15 protein-coding genes are annotated in these 17390 nt (G+C 52.9%); 2 read left to right on the forward strand and 13 right to left on the reverse strand.

Features of this window, described 5'->3' with window-relative positions:
• Positions 1-119 precede the first annotated feature (119 nt).
• The gene (locus tag RHOM_RS08480; RefSeq protein ID WP_014079885.1) at positions 120-1016 is read left to right on the forward strand and encodes a DUF5688 family protein; all 897 of its coding nucleotides are present in this window, start codon (positions 120-122) and stop codon (positions 1014-1016) included.
• Between the two features lie 2 nt (positions 1017-1018).
• Here the strand turns inward: RHOM_RS08480 and glgA are convergent, their stop codons facing one another.
• Both glgA and RHOM_RS08490 read right to left on the reverse strand, forming a co-directional pair.
• On the reverse strand, positions 1019-2470 hold the full coding sequence (gene glgA, locus RHOM_RS08485; protein ID WP_014079886.1) for a glycogen synthase GlgA: 1452 nt from the start codon (positions 2468-2470) through the stop codon (positions 1019-1021).
• Between the two features lie 28 nt (positions 2471-2498).
• Positions 2499-2975 (reverse strand): S24/S26 family peptidase, encoded by a 477-nt coding sequence (locus tag RHOM_RS08490; RefSeq protein WP_014079887.1) that lies wholly within the window; start codon positions 2973-2975, stop codon positions 2499-2501.
• Positions 2976-3074: 99 nt separating this feature from the next.
• Here RHOM_RS08490 and RHOM_RS08495 point away from each other — a divergent pair, with 99 nt between their 5' ends.
• Complete coding sequence (locus RHOM_RS08495) at positions 3075-4217, forward strand: PqqD family protein (RefSeq protein WP_044024654.1); 1143 nt, start codon at positions 3075-3077, stop codon at positions 4215-4217.
• Here RHOM_RS08495 and RHOM_RS08500 read toward each other — a convergent pair.
• From RHOM_RS08500 to RHOM_RS08550, 11 genes are all read right to left on the reverse strand, one after another.
• Entirely contained in the window at positions 4214-5980 is a 1767-nt protein-coding gene (locus RHOM_RS08500) for an ABC transporter ATP-binding protein (RefSeq protein WP_014079889.1), read from the reverse strand. The two genes, RHOM_RS08495 and RHOM_RS08500, sit on opposite strands and share 4 nt — an antisense overlap.
• Before the next feature lie 229 nt (positions 5981-6209).
• Positions 6210-6584: a hypothetical protein gene (locus RHOM_RS08505; RefSeq protein ID WP_014079890.1), complete on the reverse strand. Its 375-nt coding sequence runs from the start codon at positions 6582-6584 to the stop codon at positions 6210-6212.
• Positions 6585-6609: 25 nt separating this feature from the next.
• Positions 6610-6945: a hypothetical protein gene (locus RHOM_RS08510; protein WP_014079891.1), complete on the reverse strand. Its 336-nt coding sequence runs from the start codon at positions 6943-6945 to the stop codon at positions 6610-6612.
• A gap of 132 nt (positions 6946-7077) precedes the next feature.
• Positions 7078-7398: a hypothetical protein gene (locus RHOM_RS08515; RefSeq protein ID WP_014079892.1), complete on the reverse strand. Its 321-nt coding sequence runs from the start codon at positions 7396-7398 to the stop codon at positions 7078-7080.
• A 146-nt stretch (positions 7399-7544) separates the two neighbouring features.
• Positions 7545-8966 carry a DUF4832 domain-containing protein gene (locus RHOM_RS08520; protein ID WP_143761689.1) on the reverse strand — a complete coding sequence of 474 codons (1422 nt, stop codon included), beginning with the start codon at positions 8964-8966 and terminating at the stop codon, positions 7545-7547.
• Positions 8963-11452: a hypothetical protein gene (locus tag RHOM_RS08525; RefSeq protein ID WP_014079894.1), complete on the reverse strand. Its 2490-nt coding sequence runs from the start codon at positions 11450-11452 to the stop codon at positions 8963-8965. Before RHOM_RS08525 ends, RHOM_RS08520 begins: the two co-directional genes overlap by 4 nt.
• 36 nt (positions 11453-11488) lie before the next feature.
• On the reverse strand, positions 11489-12694 hold the full coding sequence (locus RHOM_RS08530) for a nucleotidyltransferase domain-containing protein (RefSeq protein ID WP_014079895.1): 1206 nt from the start codon (positions 12692-12694) through the stop codon (positions 11489-11491).
• The gene (locus tag RHOM_RS08535; protein WP_014079896.1) at positions 12694-14238 is read right to left on the reverse strand and encodes a lipopolysaccharide biosynthesis protein; all 1545 of its coding nucleotides are present in this window, start codon (positions 14236-14238) and stop codon (positions 12694-12696) included. The genes RHOM_RS08530 and RHOM_RS08535 overlap by 1 nt, the downstream gene beginning before the upstream one ends.
• Before the next feature lie 17 nt (positions 14239-14255).
• Positions 14256-15338: a stealth family protein gene (locus RHOM_RS08540; protein ID WP_014079897.1), complete on the reverse strand. Its 1083-nt coding sequence runs from the start codon at positions 15336-15338 to the stop codon at positions 14256-14258.
• Complete coding sequence (locus RHOM_RS08545; protein ID WP_014079898.1) at positions 15310-16611, reverse strand: DUF4874 domain-containing protein; 1302 nt, start codon at positions 16609-16611, stop codon at positions 15310-15312. The genes RHOM_RS08540 and RHOM_RS08545 overlap by 29 nt, the downstream gene beginning before the upstream one ends.
• Positions 16586-17383, reverse strand: coding sequence for a glycosyltransferase family 2 protein (locus tag RHOM_RS08550; RefSeq protein ID WP_014079899.1), 798 nt, complete (start codon positions 17381-17383; stop codon positions 16586-16588). The genes RHOM_RS08545 and RHOM_RS08550 overlap by 26 nt, the downstream gene beginning before the upstream one ends.
• Positions 17384-17390: the final 7 nt, after the last annotated feature.

Raw genomic sequence — 17390 nt, forward strand, 5'->3', positions numbered from 1 at the left:
TTGCTTTTTGACTTTCTATATGATAAATTAAATCCACATAAATGCAGCTACGCATTCATGTGGATTTTTCTTCCCCATCTGTACGATTTTACTTCCCCTCCATTCATTCGGAGGATTTTATGAATTACCACGATTTCAAGCAGCAGATCATCTCTACTCTCTCGGACCGCCTCGGCTCCGATGTCCGCATCACTGTTTCAGACATTCTCAAAAACAACGATACCCATCTTGACGGACTCACCATTCTCGCGCCCGGTCAGAACCTGGCGCCCACCATTTATCTGGATTACTACTATGGACAGTATGAGCGCGGCAGATCGTTTTCCGACATCACAGACGACATTCTGACCGCCTATCGGGAGAACCGTCCCAAATCCCCTGTTGACATCTCTTTTTTCACCGACTATGACAAGGTAAAATCCCGCGTCACAATGAAGCTGATCAACTATGAGCGCAACCGCGAACTGTTAAAGCGGGTTCCCTACTATCGCTTTTTGGATCTCGCCATCGTCTTCTTATGCCTGGTGGAATCTGATTCTTCCGGCACAGCAACGGTCCTGATCCACAATGAACATCTCACTTACTGGGGGATTACCAGAGACGACCTCTACGCCCTCGCCATGGCAAACACACCGCAGCTGCTCCGCTATGATCTGCGCAGCATGACCGAAGTTCTGCGCGAGCTGTTTGCGGATGAATTTGCGGATCCAGCGGGAAACGATCTCATTGAGCCTTTTCCGATCTACGTTCTGTCCAACCAGCACAGGCTCAACGGCTCCTCCTGTATTCTCTATCAGCATCTGCTGCACGATTTTGCCCGGCGCATCGGCAGTGATTTTTATATTCTGCCGAGCAGCGTCCACGAAGTTCTTCTGATTCCCGCAGACAACCAGATCAGTATGTCCACACTCTCCTCCATGGTCCGGGACGTCAATTCGTCCCAGCTGGCCAGAGAAGAGATTTTGTCGGATCACGTCTACTACTACTCCCTCGAGACGGACCAGATCACTATGTGATCCTATGGTCTGCCCACGATATCCTCATACAGCCGCGCATACATCTCCGCTGACTTTTTCCAGGAGAAATCCTCCCGCATCGCACGCTCCGCAATGCCGTTCCAGCATTTTCTCTGCGTGTAATACACGCGCATCGCATAGCGGAGGACGCCCAGCATTTCATGCGCATTATAATTGGCAAAGGAGAATCCTGTGCCGGTCTGCTCGTATTCATTGTACGGCATCACCGTATCTTTCAGCCCGCCCGTCTCGCGCACGATCGGCACGGTTCCGTAGCGAAGACTCATCAGCTGCGACAGACCACACGGCTCAAACAGCGACGGCATTAAAAACGCATCGCAGGAGCCGTAGATGCGGTGTGCAAGCTCCTCCGAGTAGCCGATCGTCACGTGAATCTTCTGCGGATATTTTTCCGCAAAATAGCGCAGCATCTCCTCGTAGCGCGCCTCACCGGTACCCGCCACCACAAGCTGCAGACGCTCGGTGCTCATCAGTTCATCCATCACATAGGCAATCAGGTCAAATCCCTTCTGATCCGTCATCCGGGACACCATTCCAAGTAAAAATACGTCCTTATCCACCGGGAGTCCCAAAAGCTTCTGAAGCTTTAACTTATTGAGTCCCTTCCCCTCCGTGTGATTGGTCTCGTTGTAATGGTTCGCCAGATAGGCATCTGTCTGCGGATCATATTCCCTGATATCAATGCCGTTTAAGATTCCATACAGGCTGCCTTCCCGGGCGCGCATCAGACCGTCCAATCCCTCTCCGCCCTCCGGCGTCATGATCTCTCTCGCATATGTGGGGCTCACCGTCGTGACCGCATCGGCATACACCACACCGCCCTTCAGGTAGTTGGCCTCCCCGTAGGACTCCAGCTTATCCGAAGAAAAGATCTGCTCTGGCAGACCGGTAATATCTATAACCGCCGGCAGTGAGAACCTTCCCTGAAACTTCAGATTGTGAACGGAAAAGACCGTGCGGATATTGGAATAACATCTCTGATCCCCGTAAAATGTCCGCAAGAATACCGGTACCAGTCCCGTCTGCCAGTCATGGCAGTGAATGACATCCGGCCAGAAATCCAGATACGGCAGCGCCTCTAACACCGCTTTCGAGAAGAATGCGAACTTCTCCACGTCCTCATAGATATTGTGATACGGCTTATCTCCCGCAAAGTAGAATTCATTGTCCACAAAATAGTATGTAATGCCGTTCTGTACCGTTTCAAAGATACCGACGTACTGTCTCCGCCAGCTGAGATTCACATAGAAATGGCAGACAAACCGCAGCTGTGCCTTCCACTTTTCATCCATGCATAAATACTTTGGCATGATAATGCGCACATCAAAATGCTTCTTATCGAAATACCCCGGCAGCGATCCGGTCACATCCGCCAGACCACCCGTTTTCATAAACGGCACTGCTTCCGAAGCTGCAAATAAAATCTTCATCATGTAATCACCCCCAGGCTTTTTGATCCCTCTATTTATTATAGCGCTTATTGTTTCTTCTGAAAAGTGCGAATCTTACCATGCGCCGCAGCCGCGCGGCAGGCACCATAATAGCTCTGCGCGCCGGTCTGAGCCATAGCCACACCACACTTAACATCCGGTATCCCGGATTCCCCACATCCATATAGCGTCCGTCTCTTACCATACCGGTCATTTTCCCCTTGACCTGCTCCCGCCGCACGGGTCCCTCGATGGCTGTCTGGTGATCCCCCAGCAGATACAGTCCGTCCTGCCCGATCTTATAAATCCGGTGCAGTACCAGCATTCCGTTTTCCCTGCGATAAAGCACAACGTCCCCGCGCCGCAGCGCGCTCCCATCCTCTATGCCGGCAAGTACCACCTCGTCCCTCCGCGGATCTATAAACGGATACATGCTGTACCCCTGTGGATGAATCTGTATGCATACTCCCGCCTTAAGGAGCGGCTCAATCTCATAGATCTGCTCCATTCTTCCCCTCCCGTTTCTCTTCATTCATTGTAGCATTTTTTACCTCTGAATGCTATAATAAGCATACTTATGAACCGCTAATAAAGGAGTGACACCGGTATGAAACTCAACGATCGATACATCAAGGCAACGCTCGCAGGTATTCCCTATCTGCTTCCTTACGGACAGCTCATCGCAGCTCCCGCTCCTGCCACCCGGCTCAACGATTCCGGGGCACTTCTGTGGGACGGCATCTTAGAGGGCGATAGCCGCGAGGAACTGCTCGCCCTTCTCGCAGACCGTTACCATGCCACAGAGCGCGAGCGCGCGGCACTTGCGGAAGATGTCGACCAGTATCTTCATTCCCTGTGCCGTATGGGAATTCTTCTTGCGGATACACCCGAAAGCCGGGGCGATGATACGCCTCCTCTTTTCTACCGCATCGGTCCTCTGGTCTTTTCCTACCGCGGTCCCTCTCTCCTATACGACCGCTTCTTCTCCGCTTTTTCCTGCGAAGAGGAAGACTTCGACCAGGAGGTTCTTATTCTGACCGGGAAACCGGCTTCCATTCCTTACGGCGCCGTGCTTATTCACACGGAGGAACTTACCATCTGCGACAGCGGAAGTTCGTATTGTTTCTTTTTTGCAGCGCCGTGGGGCATCCGCGAAATGCATGTAAAAAAAGACGGCTCGCGCGCCGTCCTTTACCGCATGCCGGATCCGGATGATATGCACATCGAAGACCTGTTTCACGCACTTCGCTTCGCTTTTCTCATCCTGGCTCAGCAGAAGGAGCTTTATGTGCTGCACTCCGCCTCTTTTTTGTACCGCGGGCGCGCCTTTCTCGTTTCCGGCAGTTCCGGAACCGGGAAGTCCACACACTCTGCCCTGTGGCATGATCTGTACCAGACGCCCCTCTTAAACGGCGACTTAAACCTGCTCGGAATCAGAGACAACATACCCTACGCCTATGGACTTCCATGGTGCGGCACATCGGGCATCTGCACCCCGAAAGACTATCCGCTCGGCGGCATCATCTTCTTAAAGCAGGCTGCCATAGATCAGGTGCAGTCCCTGCAGCCGGACGAAAAAGTGCTCCACATCCTGCAGCGGATGATCTCCCCCGCGTGGACAAAGGAGCTTCTCCTTCGCAATCTGCATTTTTCCGAAGCCCTCGCTCCGCTCATCTTTTCCTGCCGGCTGTACTGCACGAAAGAGCCTTCCGCTGCCAGGACCTTAAAAGCCGCCATCGATGCTCTTTAGAATTCCCGCATCATCTGACGGATCTCTTCCTCCTGCATCTGCACACACTTCTGCTCCCGGATGCGGTACACCTTCTGACAGATGGACAATACCGTCGGGCGGTGTGTTGTGACGATACAGGTGCGTGGCTCCGTGGTGCTCATGATATTCCGCAGCACTCTGCGCTCCGTTACGACGTCTAACGCCGAGGTCGCCTCATCCAGCAGAAGAATCGGTGATCGGCGAAGCAGTGCTCTGGCAATCGACAGACGCTGCGCCTGTCCCTCCGAGAATCCGCCTCCACGCTCTCCAACCATGGAATAGATCCCATCGGGAAGTTTTTCCACAAACTCCCAGGCACATGCCGCCTTTAACACTTCACAGATTTCCTCATCCGAGGCTTCCGGTCTTACATTTCTCATATTTTCCGCGATTGTTCCCGAAAACATGGTATTCCCCTGCGGCACATAGGAAAACAGCCGTCTTGCAGAGGGATCTACGGCGATCTTCTCCCCGTCCGTCTCCCCGATCAGGATCCGCTCTCCCTCCTGCGGATGCAAAAGCCCCAGCATCAGGCGGAGCATTGTCGTCTTCCCCTCCCCGGAAGGTCCCACGAGAGCGACAATCTCCTTGGGACGCGCCAAAAAGTCTGCACCGCAAAACACCTGCTTTCCATTATGATAGGCGTAACTCACCCCGGAAAAGACGATTCCGATGCCATCCGACCGATTCTGTCCGGCGAACTGCTCCACCTGATCGGCATCCGAAAAATCTTCCTTGGGCATATCGAGAATGTCCATCAGTCTTCCCGCCGATGTGGTTAAAGACACTGCCGTGGGCACCAGAGACACCAGCTGGTTTAAGGTTCCCGTGAGAGAGCCCGACAGCGATAAAAACATGGTCATGGTACCGTAGGAGATCGCACCGCTCCACACACGGTAGATTCCAAACCCGTAGCAGCTGTAAGACACCGCAAGTCCCACGATCGACAGCAGAATTGAGGTCGCCATAGACATTTTCTGAAACTCCAGCTTCATGGTGAGATACTCCCGCTGCAGACCGCGCAGACGCTCCGCGTACAGCCGGATCAGATCAAATGCCTTGATCGTCTGGATATTGGAAAACGCCTCCTGATTAAAGCCCGACATCTTTGCGCTCATCGCCGCACTCCGCTCATTATTCCCCTTCATGCGGCGAAGCAGCGTCTTCGACATCAGCATGCTGACCGGCATTCCGATCAGCGCTAATAACGCGAACATCGGATCATGGTAGAACACGACCGCAAAGGTGCTGACAAAACGCACCGTATAGATCACGAGATTCGGAATCCAGTTTAGGACACCGCTTGAAATATTGGAGGCATCCGAACTCCAGCGCGTTAAAAGATCTCCCGTGTGGTAGTTCTGGATTGACTCCAGATCCGTCAACAGCATTTTTTCAAAAATATCCGCCTTGATGGCATTGTCCACGCTGATGCTGATCTTGTTCGCAAAGTAATTGGAGATCTGGGAAATCAGGACATTTCCAACCGAGAACCCGATATAGAGGCAGAAGGTGCGCGCCAGAAGCCCCGCCTGCTGTCCTGTGATAATATCCACCATATCGCGGGAAATGAGACTTGAAATGAGCGATACCAGCGTTCCCGCAAGTCCCAGAAGCGTATAAAATATCATCTGCTTCCAATAAAGTCTCGCATATTCGTAGATCCATAGCGTCTGTCTCCACATATCACGGAGCATTCCCTCTTTGATCCGCTCTCTGTAATGTCTGAACTTCTCAAGCATTGTAATTTTCCTATTCTTTCATAAAAATGAATTCTGTCTGCAGGATTCTCCGCCTGCGGCGGGTCGCTCTTGCGACATCTTTCGTCTCCGCCGCAGTGCGATCCCTGGAGAGTTTTTTATGTAATAGGAAAGAAGTTTCCTATTACATAAAAAAGAGCTTCACAGGAGGAACCGATTCCTCCCGCGAAGCTTTTGACTTCTCACATCCGCCCGGTCGCCTGCCGGCTTCTTAATCTGTAATGTTCACGCTTGTCACCGCAAGCCCCGCATCTGCCTGCACAACCAGATCCCCGAGTCCGATATTGTCGGTCGGATTCTGATGATAGTTATAATTGATCACAAGTGTATTCGTTCCGCTGCCGGATACCAGTGATCCGCCGGAACTGGTGTAGGTTACCGGAAGACTGAACGAAATGGTCAGTGTCTGCGCCTCTTTCGTATGATCGGCACTGTGCTGACCGTTCACCTGGATACGGTACTCCCCGCTTCCGGACTGCGGTGTCTGATGAATGTACGCACTCGCCGTATAGCATCCGCTTGCAAGATAGACCCCTTCCGCAAGCTCTTCTGTTCTAAGAATCACAGGACTCTCATAATTCGTCATAGCATTTCCCCCGTTTTAAAGATTGTTACATGTTCCAGTCTGTGACCGCATCATCCGGACCATAGCCCTTCTTCTCCCATGACGGCTTACGGTTACCATTATCCACATCGTAACTTCCCGCATACCCGGAATCCACATAATGGCTCAACAGACCGCAGCCGGAAGCAGTATTCGCCGGGCATCCAAGACATCCGAACTGCTGCTTGTATCCGCGTGTGGTGCCATTCCAGTCGGAATAATCCGGCGCCTGCCACACACCGTTCATGTAGACACTGTCACACTTGATGCCTCCGCTTGCAAGATAAACCCCCTCTGCAAGCTCCTCCGTCCGTATCATCACCGGACGCTCATAATTCTTCATAAAACCAGCCACCTTCTAACACTTTTTTGCGGCACTTCTGCCGCTGACTCATACACATATTTTAAGTATAAAATTCTGTGTTTACGCTGTCAAGCATGAATTTTCTGCCAGAACGGCATGCCGGCATTTTCTCTACCAGACCATGGCATCCGGTGTCAGTCCCTGCTGTTCCCAGACAGGCTGATAGACATTTCCGGCGACTTTTGCATCACCCTTTTGCAGCTTGCAGCCGTCACCGTCATCCGCCGCACAGCCCTCGCAGCCTTTTCTGTCATAGGCACGCATCTGCACATTGCTGTTGCTGTAATCCGGCTTTTTCCAGGCTCCCTTCATGTACCGGCTGTCACATCCACCTGCCGTCGGATCTTCCCCGGTCTGTCCGCCGCTTGCCAGATAGACGCCCTCCGAACATTCCGTCATCAAAATCACTTCCGGTTTTTCATAGTTCTGCATAAGAAACCACCTTCCACAATCCCACCACATACAGGATTCTTTTTCTTTTCATTATAGTGGTTTCTGCGGCGTGATTCCTCGTACAAACTTGTGATTTCTTGTACGATTTTGCACTTGTAAGCCTTTGTACTTGCATCGTTGTGCACCTATCGCACTGCCACCTCACCGAGGCAGTATCCGTTTTCTGTGGCATCCGCTTCGTTTGCAAGTAAAATCTGTTCCCCGCTGTCTGCATCGCTAAGATTGATATATACCCGGTAAGTCCCGCTCTCCCAGCCGCGGATCGGAATGGTTCCGGTGAGCGCCAGTTCCCTGTCGTCCTCATTTCCGCCGGAAAGCTTAAGTAGCTCCTCTTCCCATTCATCCGTATAGCAGACTGCCCCCGTCTCATCTGTAACGCTCACACAGACTTTTGTCTGCCGGTAAAACGGTGCAAACCCGCTGTTTTTTAAAGCAGCATTTACCTCCACCGTATCCGCCCAGAACGAATGGCTCAAAGCGGCACCGGCAATCCACAGGCGGTACCCCAGATGCCGTTCCACATAAGACCAGCCGTCCATTCCGTCGTAGCAGTCATCTGTATTCACGACCGTCCCTGCCCACTTATCCAGGACATTCCTGTCATAGTCCTCGTTTAAGTAACTCACATGCATGGTTTTCAGATCCGCGATCGCATTTTCAAGATCATTGTACGGGTTATCGACAATCACTTCCCCGCCGGACGGCACACTGCTGCACAATACATCCTGAAATGCCAGTTCTTCCTCCCGCGTCCACGCCGAAAAATCCCCGGCGTCCTGTCTGGTGTTATCGCTGTAAGTTCCGTAATCGCTCACGCTTCCCAGCATGCCGTCATTAAAAAGTCCAAGCCTTTTGGCCAGCGGGTTCTCTGTCCAGCCGTCCGGTGCCGCCTCCCCCGTGATTTTTCTCCACTGCGCCGGCGTCCGCACGGAGAGAAACGTGGACGCATCGCTCACATCGGCAAGGCGTGCCGCCAGTTCTCTCATAGAATCCGGATCCGTGTATTTTGTTCCGTTCATCTCCCCCCAGTTGCCGATAAAGAGTCCCTGAAGCGTATAGATACAGCTGTGATACTCCCGGAGCACATCTCCCACCTGCTCCATATGCTGCAATATAATGTCAAGATTCTCCGGTTCATACTGCTCGTTCTCCCCGTTCCAGTCATAGAGGAAACGGACGATCCATTTCTTGTCGCTGTCCGCCATGGCTGCAAACAACTGCCGGACATTTGACAGCCCCTCCTCCGATATGGCACCCGTCCGGTATTCCCGCAGATTGATCTGCATCATTCCAAGCCGCGTCGCGTCATCTTCCCTCGTCCTGTCTCTTAAATCTGTGGCATAGTCGACCGGTTCATCCGTAATGCGGTAGCCGTAAATGTAATAAAATCCGCGGTCCGGATTGGAAAGCCTCCTGGATGACTCTGCAAACGCCGCCGGCGTACATGTCACCTTCCAGTGAAACAGACTGCCCATTTGAGCTGCTGCTATAAGACACAAAACAACCGCTGCGCCAAGCGCCAAAATCCTTTTCCAACGTCCACTCATGATTCCTCCAGCTGATATAACCGATAGGTGTTCTGCCGTATCATATAGCAGCAGAAATTCTCATCTTCATAATATACCTTCATCTCCTGCGGATAGGATGCTTCAAACTTCCTGCACCATTCGTACGCTTTGGATTCCAGTATCGTGCGGCTGTCCAGATTGGAATAGGTCTGCGAGAGTTTTGAGAATGTCATCATCTCCCTCTCTGCCTGCTCCCGCGAGATCTCCGAGGCATTGATGCTGTTCCCCTCGCTGAAATAGGTCGTATAGTAAGAAGTGTATTTTTCCTCTGCCAGCCAGTCCGGTCCGGTAAAGAAGTGGTTCTGCGCGTATTGGATCGGCCGCTTCTCCACATACACAAAAATGTATTCCGTCGGCAGGGTATAGCCACTTCCGTTCACCCGGTTCAGGAAAGTCAAAAGCTCCTCATGCCGCCCCTGTTCGATCACCTGGTAAAGTTCGTCCGTGGTAGACACAATCGTATAGCTGTTCTCCGGGAATTTATCCGTGATGTCCTGTGTCACCATCACCGCCGCATTGTATCTGGTCAGTTCATAGTAGAGGTATCCGTGAAAAATGCCACGCTGTCTCGTCCCCACATAGATCACCGCCACTCCCGCGGCAAGCGCAAGCGGCAGCACACGTCTGCCGGGCGTAAGGGCGATTGCCCCGGCAGCCAGATCCACCGGAATGACCACGACCGCCAGAATGAAAAGCTGTTCCGTAGAGCATAGCCTGGAGCCTGCAATAAGCTCCGGCAGCCCGAGGAACGGCGCCGCATAGACAATCATAAGCAATACCGATATTCCGACCAGCACCGGATATCCGTCAAACAGCTGCCGGATCTTTTTGCTGTCACTTCCCTTTTTTAGCAGGCCGGTGATAATCCCCGCCGCCATCCGGTACACCGCCCAGAGGATCAGTGCCAGACCGCTAAAAAGCACAATCCATTCCGCCCGGTTCTCACGGTACAGCTGCACATACCCGTATTTCCAGACCAGTTGTGCCTTGCCGGCGAACGATGCCGCCATCCGTTCTGCCATCGCAAGCATATGATTACCGGCAGATTGTTTCGGAGCGCTATTTTGTCCCGCATCCGCACTCCCGCCATCCGGTGTCTGCCCGTTCCCCCCGTGGGATTGTTCCGTCGGCTGCACCGCTGCTTCTGTCGTCTCCCCGCTCTCTGTCATCCTCTCACCGGACCATGTCTGCTCCTTCGATGTCTGCTCACTCGATGTCTGCGCCTGTTCTAAGATCTGTTCCGCCTGGCTGGTACGCCCCTCCGCGGTATCCGTACCGTTTATGACATTGACCGCCCATCCGATCGATCCCTGGAACGGTACACCCTTCGCATACGCAATTCCCATCGGCAGCACCGCTATCAGCACACCGAGGCAGACCGCCTTTACGAGAGATACAAACCTTCTCTTTTGAAAAAGAGCGGGAAGCCTGCACGCGGCAATCACCACGCAGAGGAAAAACGCCATCATCGTGACATAAAAATGAATGGCAAGGGAAGCCGCCAGTGACAGCAGAAACAGCAGCAGATTCTCATCCGTCAAAAACTTTCTGATCCGCTCTCTCCGGCTGCCGGATCTGTCGCTAAAGTCCGTCTTAAGGCAGCGAAGCAGAAACAGTGCGCACAGGAATTGTGTATACAGTCCGAACTCCTGCGGCAGCGTCCACTGCAGACGGGACATGGAAAAGATCTCGTCAATGCACAAAAGATCCACGGTCAGGAACAACGCCAGTGCAAGCACCGCGGTTCCATCCCATGCAAATAATTCCTTCAGCAGCAGATACGCGCTGACCAGAAAAACCGCGACGTGGATTCCCGCCAGAAACAGCTGGCTGCTATAAATCTTTACCCCGAACAGCACGCGCATGGCGTAGATAAAGCAGTGCATGGCTTCCGGGTAGATTCCCTCATAAAAAGGCGTACCGTTTAACAGCCCGTAGATCCACGAGTGGTGGCGGTACATATCGCCAAACCCGTAGGAGTAATCATGGAATGCCCCGTAGGAAAAATACACCATGCCAAAGCACACAACCACCCCCAGCATCAGATAGACGCAGCGCCGTCCCCGTATGCTCCGCCTGAATTGTGCATGTGCACGCCCAATCCCGTTTTTTACCCTGTTGCGCAGGCGAAGCAGCAAAAGCCGGATGCCGTAGGTTCCCAGAAACAGGCGGGAGATCTTTTTGATCTGCTCCCGCCGCACGGGGTGCCATCTCAGCAAGCCAAGCAGCAATGTGCCGTAAAACAGCACGGCAATCAGCCATCCGTACAGTATATGAAACACGCCCAGACTTAGTACCACCGTATTGAGCAGCACAACCGGAACCGTCACACAGAAAGCAAACCGCACCGTACGGCTCCTGCCTCTTAAATAATCCCGGAATACCACAGACGGCCACACAAACAGAATCATCACATAGGCAAAAAATACCCTGACATATTCCAGTGCCCAGTACCATGTATCCATTTTGCTCTCCTCCTTTCCCGTCGAACATCCTATTTTCTAGCGGAACAGCTTCATCTCCTCCACAAGCTTTCCGCGCGCTCTCGCCTTCTTTAACACCGCGTACCCCGATACCCGGCGCATCTTAACGTTGCGGTATGCAAAACCGCAGAACATCATCACCCACAACACCGGATGCAGAATGCGGTAGCGCCCTGCCCCTGGATAGGTGAGCAACATCTGATGATGAAATTCCCGGCAATAATCCCGCCAGCCGGTTCCCCGCAGCGCCACCATACGGTCGGCACTTGACTTGCCGAACTCCTCCGCTTCCAGAATCTCTGTCAGGAATGCTTCCAGATTTGCAGCTTCCGCCTCCCAGTCAAATCTGCAAAGCAGCAGGGGCACTTTTTCCCCGGAAAGTCCCAGATATTTTACACAGACCGCCGTCACCAGCCGCGCAAATCCCATCACGCGGCATTCCTCTGCCATGGAGAAAAAACGCTCCTCTACCCCGCTGCCGTATCCCTTTTCCCAGAATACGACCCAGTCGCAGAGCAGCTTTAACCCGAATCCGGCACGCAGGAAATGCTGCAGCATATGAAGCAGCAGGTAAAACGCATGATATGCCGGCTGCAGCACCGGAAACTCTACGCCCATCACCGCCGTCCTCTCACAGTGCGCCAGAAATTCCGCCTGATGTGCGGCGAGCCACTCGTTGACGCTTTTGGAGTCGAACGGCTCTGCCAGCGCAACGTGAATTTCTATTCCGATCTGCTCTGTGCCAACGCAGACGATATGATGGTGCGCGTGCTGCTCTGGGGCTTTCCGGAATCCATGCTCATGCAGCACCTCATACGCCTTTTCTCCCGCTTTCTGATCCGCAACGAGCAGATCAATATCCCCGGACTTGCGAAGTTCCGGCACCGGATAGAGTCCCGCCGTGCCGCTCCCCTTTAAAAGAACCGTCTCGATTCCATGTTCCCGCAAAAGTCCTGTCACATATTTCCCGAGGAACAGCAAGCGGTAGCTCTGCCGCACCGTCTCTGCGCTTCTCTTCTCAAGGCGCTTCCGGTTCTCATCCTCCTCGGGCAGCTTGGGTGCCAGCACGTCGTACAGCAGCGGCAGCACGCGATGCCGGTCTGCCAGTTCAAGAATGGCTCCGTATTTTTCAGCCGGCGGGAGCATTTCCGCCGGTCTGCCGTGCAGCGCCGCATCCAGCAGCCTGCACAAATCCCATTGTTCTTCTTCCATCTGCTGTCTCATCACATTCCTCCCCGATGCAGCCTGCCCCACTCGATGCGCCGCAGGCGCTCCAACACCCGTTTCCATTCTTTCGTCCTGCCGTATGCCATAAAAAACAACAGATTGGGCAGCACCACGCAGAGCGGCAGCCGGATGAGAAGAACGGTAAGCGGACTTCCCTCTGCCAGTCCGCAGACCAGGTCTGTCACAATCCATACCGCTCCCACACAGACCGCGTATAAAAGGTAGCGCAAATAAAACCGGTGCACCGGCAGGTGCAATCTTCTTCGGTACAGGACAAACGGCTCCACCCACACCGACGTGAGAATCGTTGACAAAAACGTTCCGATAAATACGCCGAGCGTCTGATACTGTCTTACCAGAAGAATCGACAGCACCAGATTGAGCGCCGCCTCCGCCAGCGCCTTGTAGCGATCGAACCAGAACAATCCCATGGAATCCCGAAAGGTCAGCACCGCTTTCCTGGTTCCGTTGATAAAAAAGTTGAGGCATAAGATCATGACAACGGAGCGTTCAAACAGATACTGTCTGCCAAAAGCCAGCTCCACAAACGGATTGAGCAATTCGTACAGGCAGATCGCCGCAAACCCGTAAAGCCACTGCCCGATAAAAAAGGCCGTCTCAAAAATCTCGCGGATTTTGCCCTGGTCCTCCGTTGCTCCCAGATTGCCCACACTCGCTGTAATTCCCGCAAAGACCTGGTCCAACACCTGGCGGACGGAACCGATCAGAAGATAATAATTGGAATATATTCCGACACTGACCACGCCGACAAACGCGGAGATCAGTAAATTATCGGTATTATTTACAACGACCGTCCCAAGCTTGTGCATCATCATGGCGCGGATATTCCGAAACAGTCCCGTCCGCTCCTCTGCTGGAAGACGTTCCTTCTCTTTTTCCTTTAAATACGGGAAAAGCTTTTCCGCCTTTCGCGAGATACACACATTTGACAGAACCGTGCACATCAGATACATCAACAAAAACAGAATAAAGTTTCCCGTAGTAAGCAGCACAACAATCTGCAGCAGATCCTGCAGCACCAAAAAGCCGGTCTGATAGATGAGCACCACATAATTCATCTGATGCGCCTCAATCAGCGTCCTCTTGTACACCAGCAGATACGACAGCACAGAGTTGGCGAGATAGAGAAGGTAAATAAACGTCAGATGCTCCACCTCGGGTCTGTTTTTCATGAGCACGTCCATAAACGGAATCAGCGCCAGTCCCAGCACGCCCACACACACCGCGGTTCCACGGTAAAATGTCTGGTAAAGCTTCATCAGCTGCTGCTGCTTCTTGATGTTGCCCTCCGCGATCGGCCGGTACAAGGCGTAAGTGATTGCCGTGCCTGCGCCAAGCTCGGTCAACGAAAGCACGTTTAAAATATCGGTGAACAGACCGTTGATTCCGACATAGTTTTCACTCAGCGTATGCGTAAAAATCACACGCGTCACAAATCCCATCAGAATCGCCGTCATTCTGGAGATGACCGCCACGGTTGTATTCATTGCCGAATATTCTGTTCTGCTCTTTGTTTCCATGGCGTCTCCTCTCTGTCTTAGTGCTTTTCCCCTGCTCCGTCCGTTTCAAAGGAACTCTTTTTCGGAAAAGCTTTTAAAAATGCTTCGTTTAATTCCCTCTTGACCCTGTCATACGCCTCCACCTTCTGGGAATCATTGATGCAGACAGCCGGGCTTTTTTTCTTCTCAATCACATGAAGCAGCGATGTATTCTGATCCGAGAGATCATAATACCTGCAGAACCGGCAGGCATTGACAGGATAAAAATTACCCTCCAGCTTCTGCCATTCTCTGAGCAGATACTGACTCACATCCTCCCTGCTGCGGAATCTGTGGCTGCACACCTCCGACAAAAGCGCTCCCTCCCGCTGCCAGAGCGCCTCGTAGGTGTTCTTTAGAAGCGGCGACGGACCGTGCACCGTATAAAATCCGGTAAACCGCGGGAACATGCGCTCGAGCAGGTTATACCCGAAATATAAGAGCGGATACCCCGGATGCCAGTAGGCTCCCGGCTGCTGCTTCATGTTTTCCCGCTTGTCAAAATACCTCGCAAGCACCATCGCATTGTTCAGATAGATATACGGCATGACGGCATCCTCCCGGTTTGCCACGACCGGCTGTAAGGCAAGCATGTCAAGCGGCTTTCCGTCCCGGAAAAACTGTCCGGGGCTTACCTGCCGCAACAGAAACATATCGTCGTTAAAATAGACAAACTGTTCCGACAATCCGGGGATGCGGTGAAAATTGAGCTCGATTGTGTGGGAATTAAACGTCGGCAGAAATTCTCCCGGAATATAATCCTCGTGGCGCACAATCTCAAGCTTCGGATGATTCCCATTCAGCCACTTCGGCACATGTCCCCATGTGACAAAATAGATCTTGTGCACCCACGGGGCATTCTGTTCCACACTGCGGAACCAGAACCGCAGGCAGTCCCAATCACGGTAGCGCACATCCCTGGTATCGCAGGCAACGCCGGACTTCTCTCTCTCTCCGGTCTCTTCTACCGCTGTTTTCTCCCCCATCTTCCCATATCGATCCCGCTCTCTCTGCCATGCCGGATCCCCGCCGTCAACCCAGGCAATCACAAAATCAATCTGTGTTTCCTTTTTCTCTTCCATGCAATCCTCCCTGCACCATCCATCTGCCGATCAAGAGCCGGCTTCCCGCGCCTTCATTCGCAAACGGCAGCGGTTTTCCGTCTTTCTTCCGCACCATGGAAAGGTAGAGTTTCTCCTCTTTTCCTTCCCCGTCGTCTTCTCCCGCCGCAATTTCAACCTTTGCCACGTCCGTCTGACCGCCCTTTAATCCGCAGATCTCATAAGGAACCTTCTGCACCTTCTGCTCTTTGCCTTCATCACACTCCCGGATCAGAAGCAGATCCGTTTTCTGGCATACGGCGGAAAATCCTTCATTTTTCAGTGTCACCCAAAGGCTTCCCTTTTTCCACTCTGCACAAAGCACGCAGATCCGGTAACCGAGGCGGCTGCCGATCTCCTCATACAGCGATTTTCCGGACGGGAGACGGCATGCCTTCCACTCTGCCATCCGCGCCGGGTCATAGATGCTGTTTAAATAGGTCACCTGCATCTTTTGAAGTTCCTCTAAGACTGCCTCCGCGGACAGCTTTATTCCCGCCAGCGCCTCCCCTCCGCACAGAATATTTTCATCCTGTCCGCTCAGATAAGCCTGCTCATCTGCCGCACACCACGGTTCTTCCCAGTCTGCCGCCTCCCTCGGCACATCCCCGAACGTCCCCATATGGTCGGCTCCGGCAAACATGGCATCATCGTATAGTCCCAGTCCGCGCACCGGCCTATTTCCCGCCAGCATGCGCAGATGCACCGGCTTTCGCACCGAGAGTGTCAGCGCATGGTGCGTCGCCTCCTGCCAGGTCTGCGCCAGCAGGCAGATCTGATCCGGGCGCAGAAACCGGGAGGTATGCATCTCTCCCCAGCTTCCCACAAACACGCCCTGCACGGTCAGAATGGCATCCGCATACCGTTCCGCAAAACTACCGAGCGCCTGCATGTGTCTCTGCACCACAAAAATGCGCTGCGGCTCGCGCTCCATCCCCTTTCCCTCCGTATCGTAACAGACGCGCAGGATCATCTCTTTTTTCCGCTCTTGAAAGGCACGAAAAATCTGCTCCGCAAAGTCCAGTGCAAGAGTGTCCAGTTCACGCGAGGCGTAATCGCGGATGTCCAGCCGGACCAGAGCAAGTGTCTCCCCGGGATAATCCGGCAGCCAGTCTAAGGATACTTTCTCCGGTCTCCCCAGCCGGAACGTGTAGATGTGATACCACCCACGCCCCGGAGCAATATAGGGCTTCTGCTGTCTTTTTAAATTTTCTGCGTAAAAAGAACGCTTACTCCTTTTTGTCCATGAAAACATCCCGCTCTCCTGCCCCCGCATCAATTCCAAGCACCTTGATCCGAAATACCACGCCGATGATGGAGAAGACCATGCGGAACATATAGACCACCGGTTTGAGTCCGGAGTGCATGCTGGTGCCACAGCTTCTCGCATGCATGACAGCAGGGATCTCATCTATGCGGAATCCGAGCAGCTGCATCTGAATGATCATATTGGCATCCGGATACTTGTCGTCAAAGTGCTTATACTTCGAGTAATATAAAAATGCCCTGCGGTTAAGTCCCTGCAGACCGGTCGTCGGATCGGCAATCTTTCGTCCGGTACTGATCTTTATCATCCAGCGGAAGAATCCGTATGCCAGTTTCTTCGTAGCGGAGACCGAATACTCTGCACTTCCCTCCATAAAACGCGAACAAAGCACGATATCCGGGCAGCGTCCGTCCGCATCCTGCTGTTTTAGTCTCTGATAGATCACCGGTATGTTGCACACATCATGCTGTCCGTCCGCATCCATCTGGATCACATAGGAATATTTGCGGCGGATCGCGTATTTATATCCAAGCTGCAGGGCGCTCCCGTACCCCAGATTAAAGACATGGGATACCAGCGTATGTCCGTGTGCCTTTACGACCCAGTTCGTAGAGTCCGAGGACGCGTCATTCATGACCAGAATATCCGCAATCTCCGCGATCTCCGGGCGTTCCAGCTCCTCCAGCACCCGCTCTATATTTTTCTCCTCATTGTATGCCGGAATGATAATCAGCAGTTCTTTTTGTTTCTTCTCTACCATCGTATCT

The sequence above is a fragment of the Roseburia hominis A2-183 genome, from assembly GCF_000225345.1.
GTDB classification, from domain to species: Bacteria; Bacillota; Clostridia; order Lachnospirales; family Lachnospiraceae; genus Roseburia; species Roseburia hominis.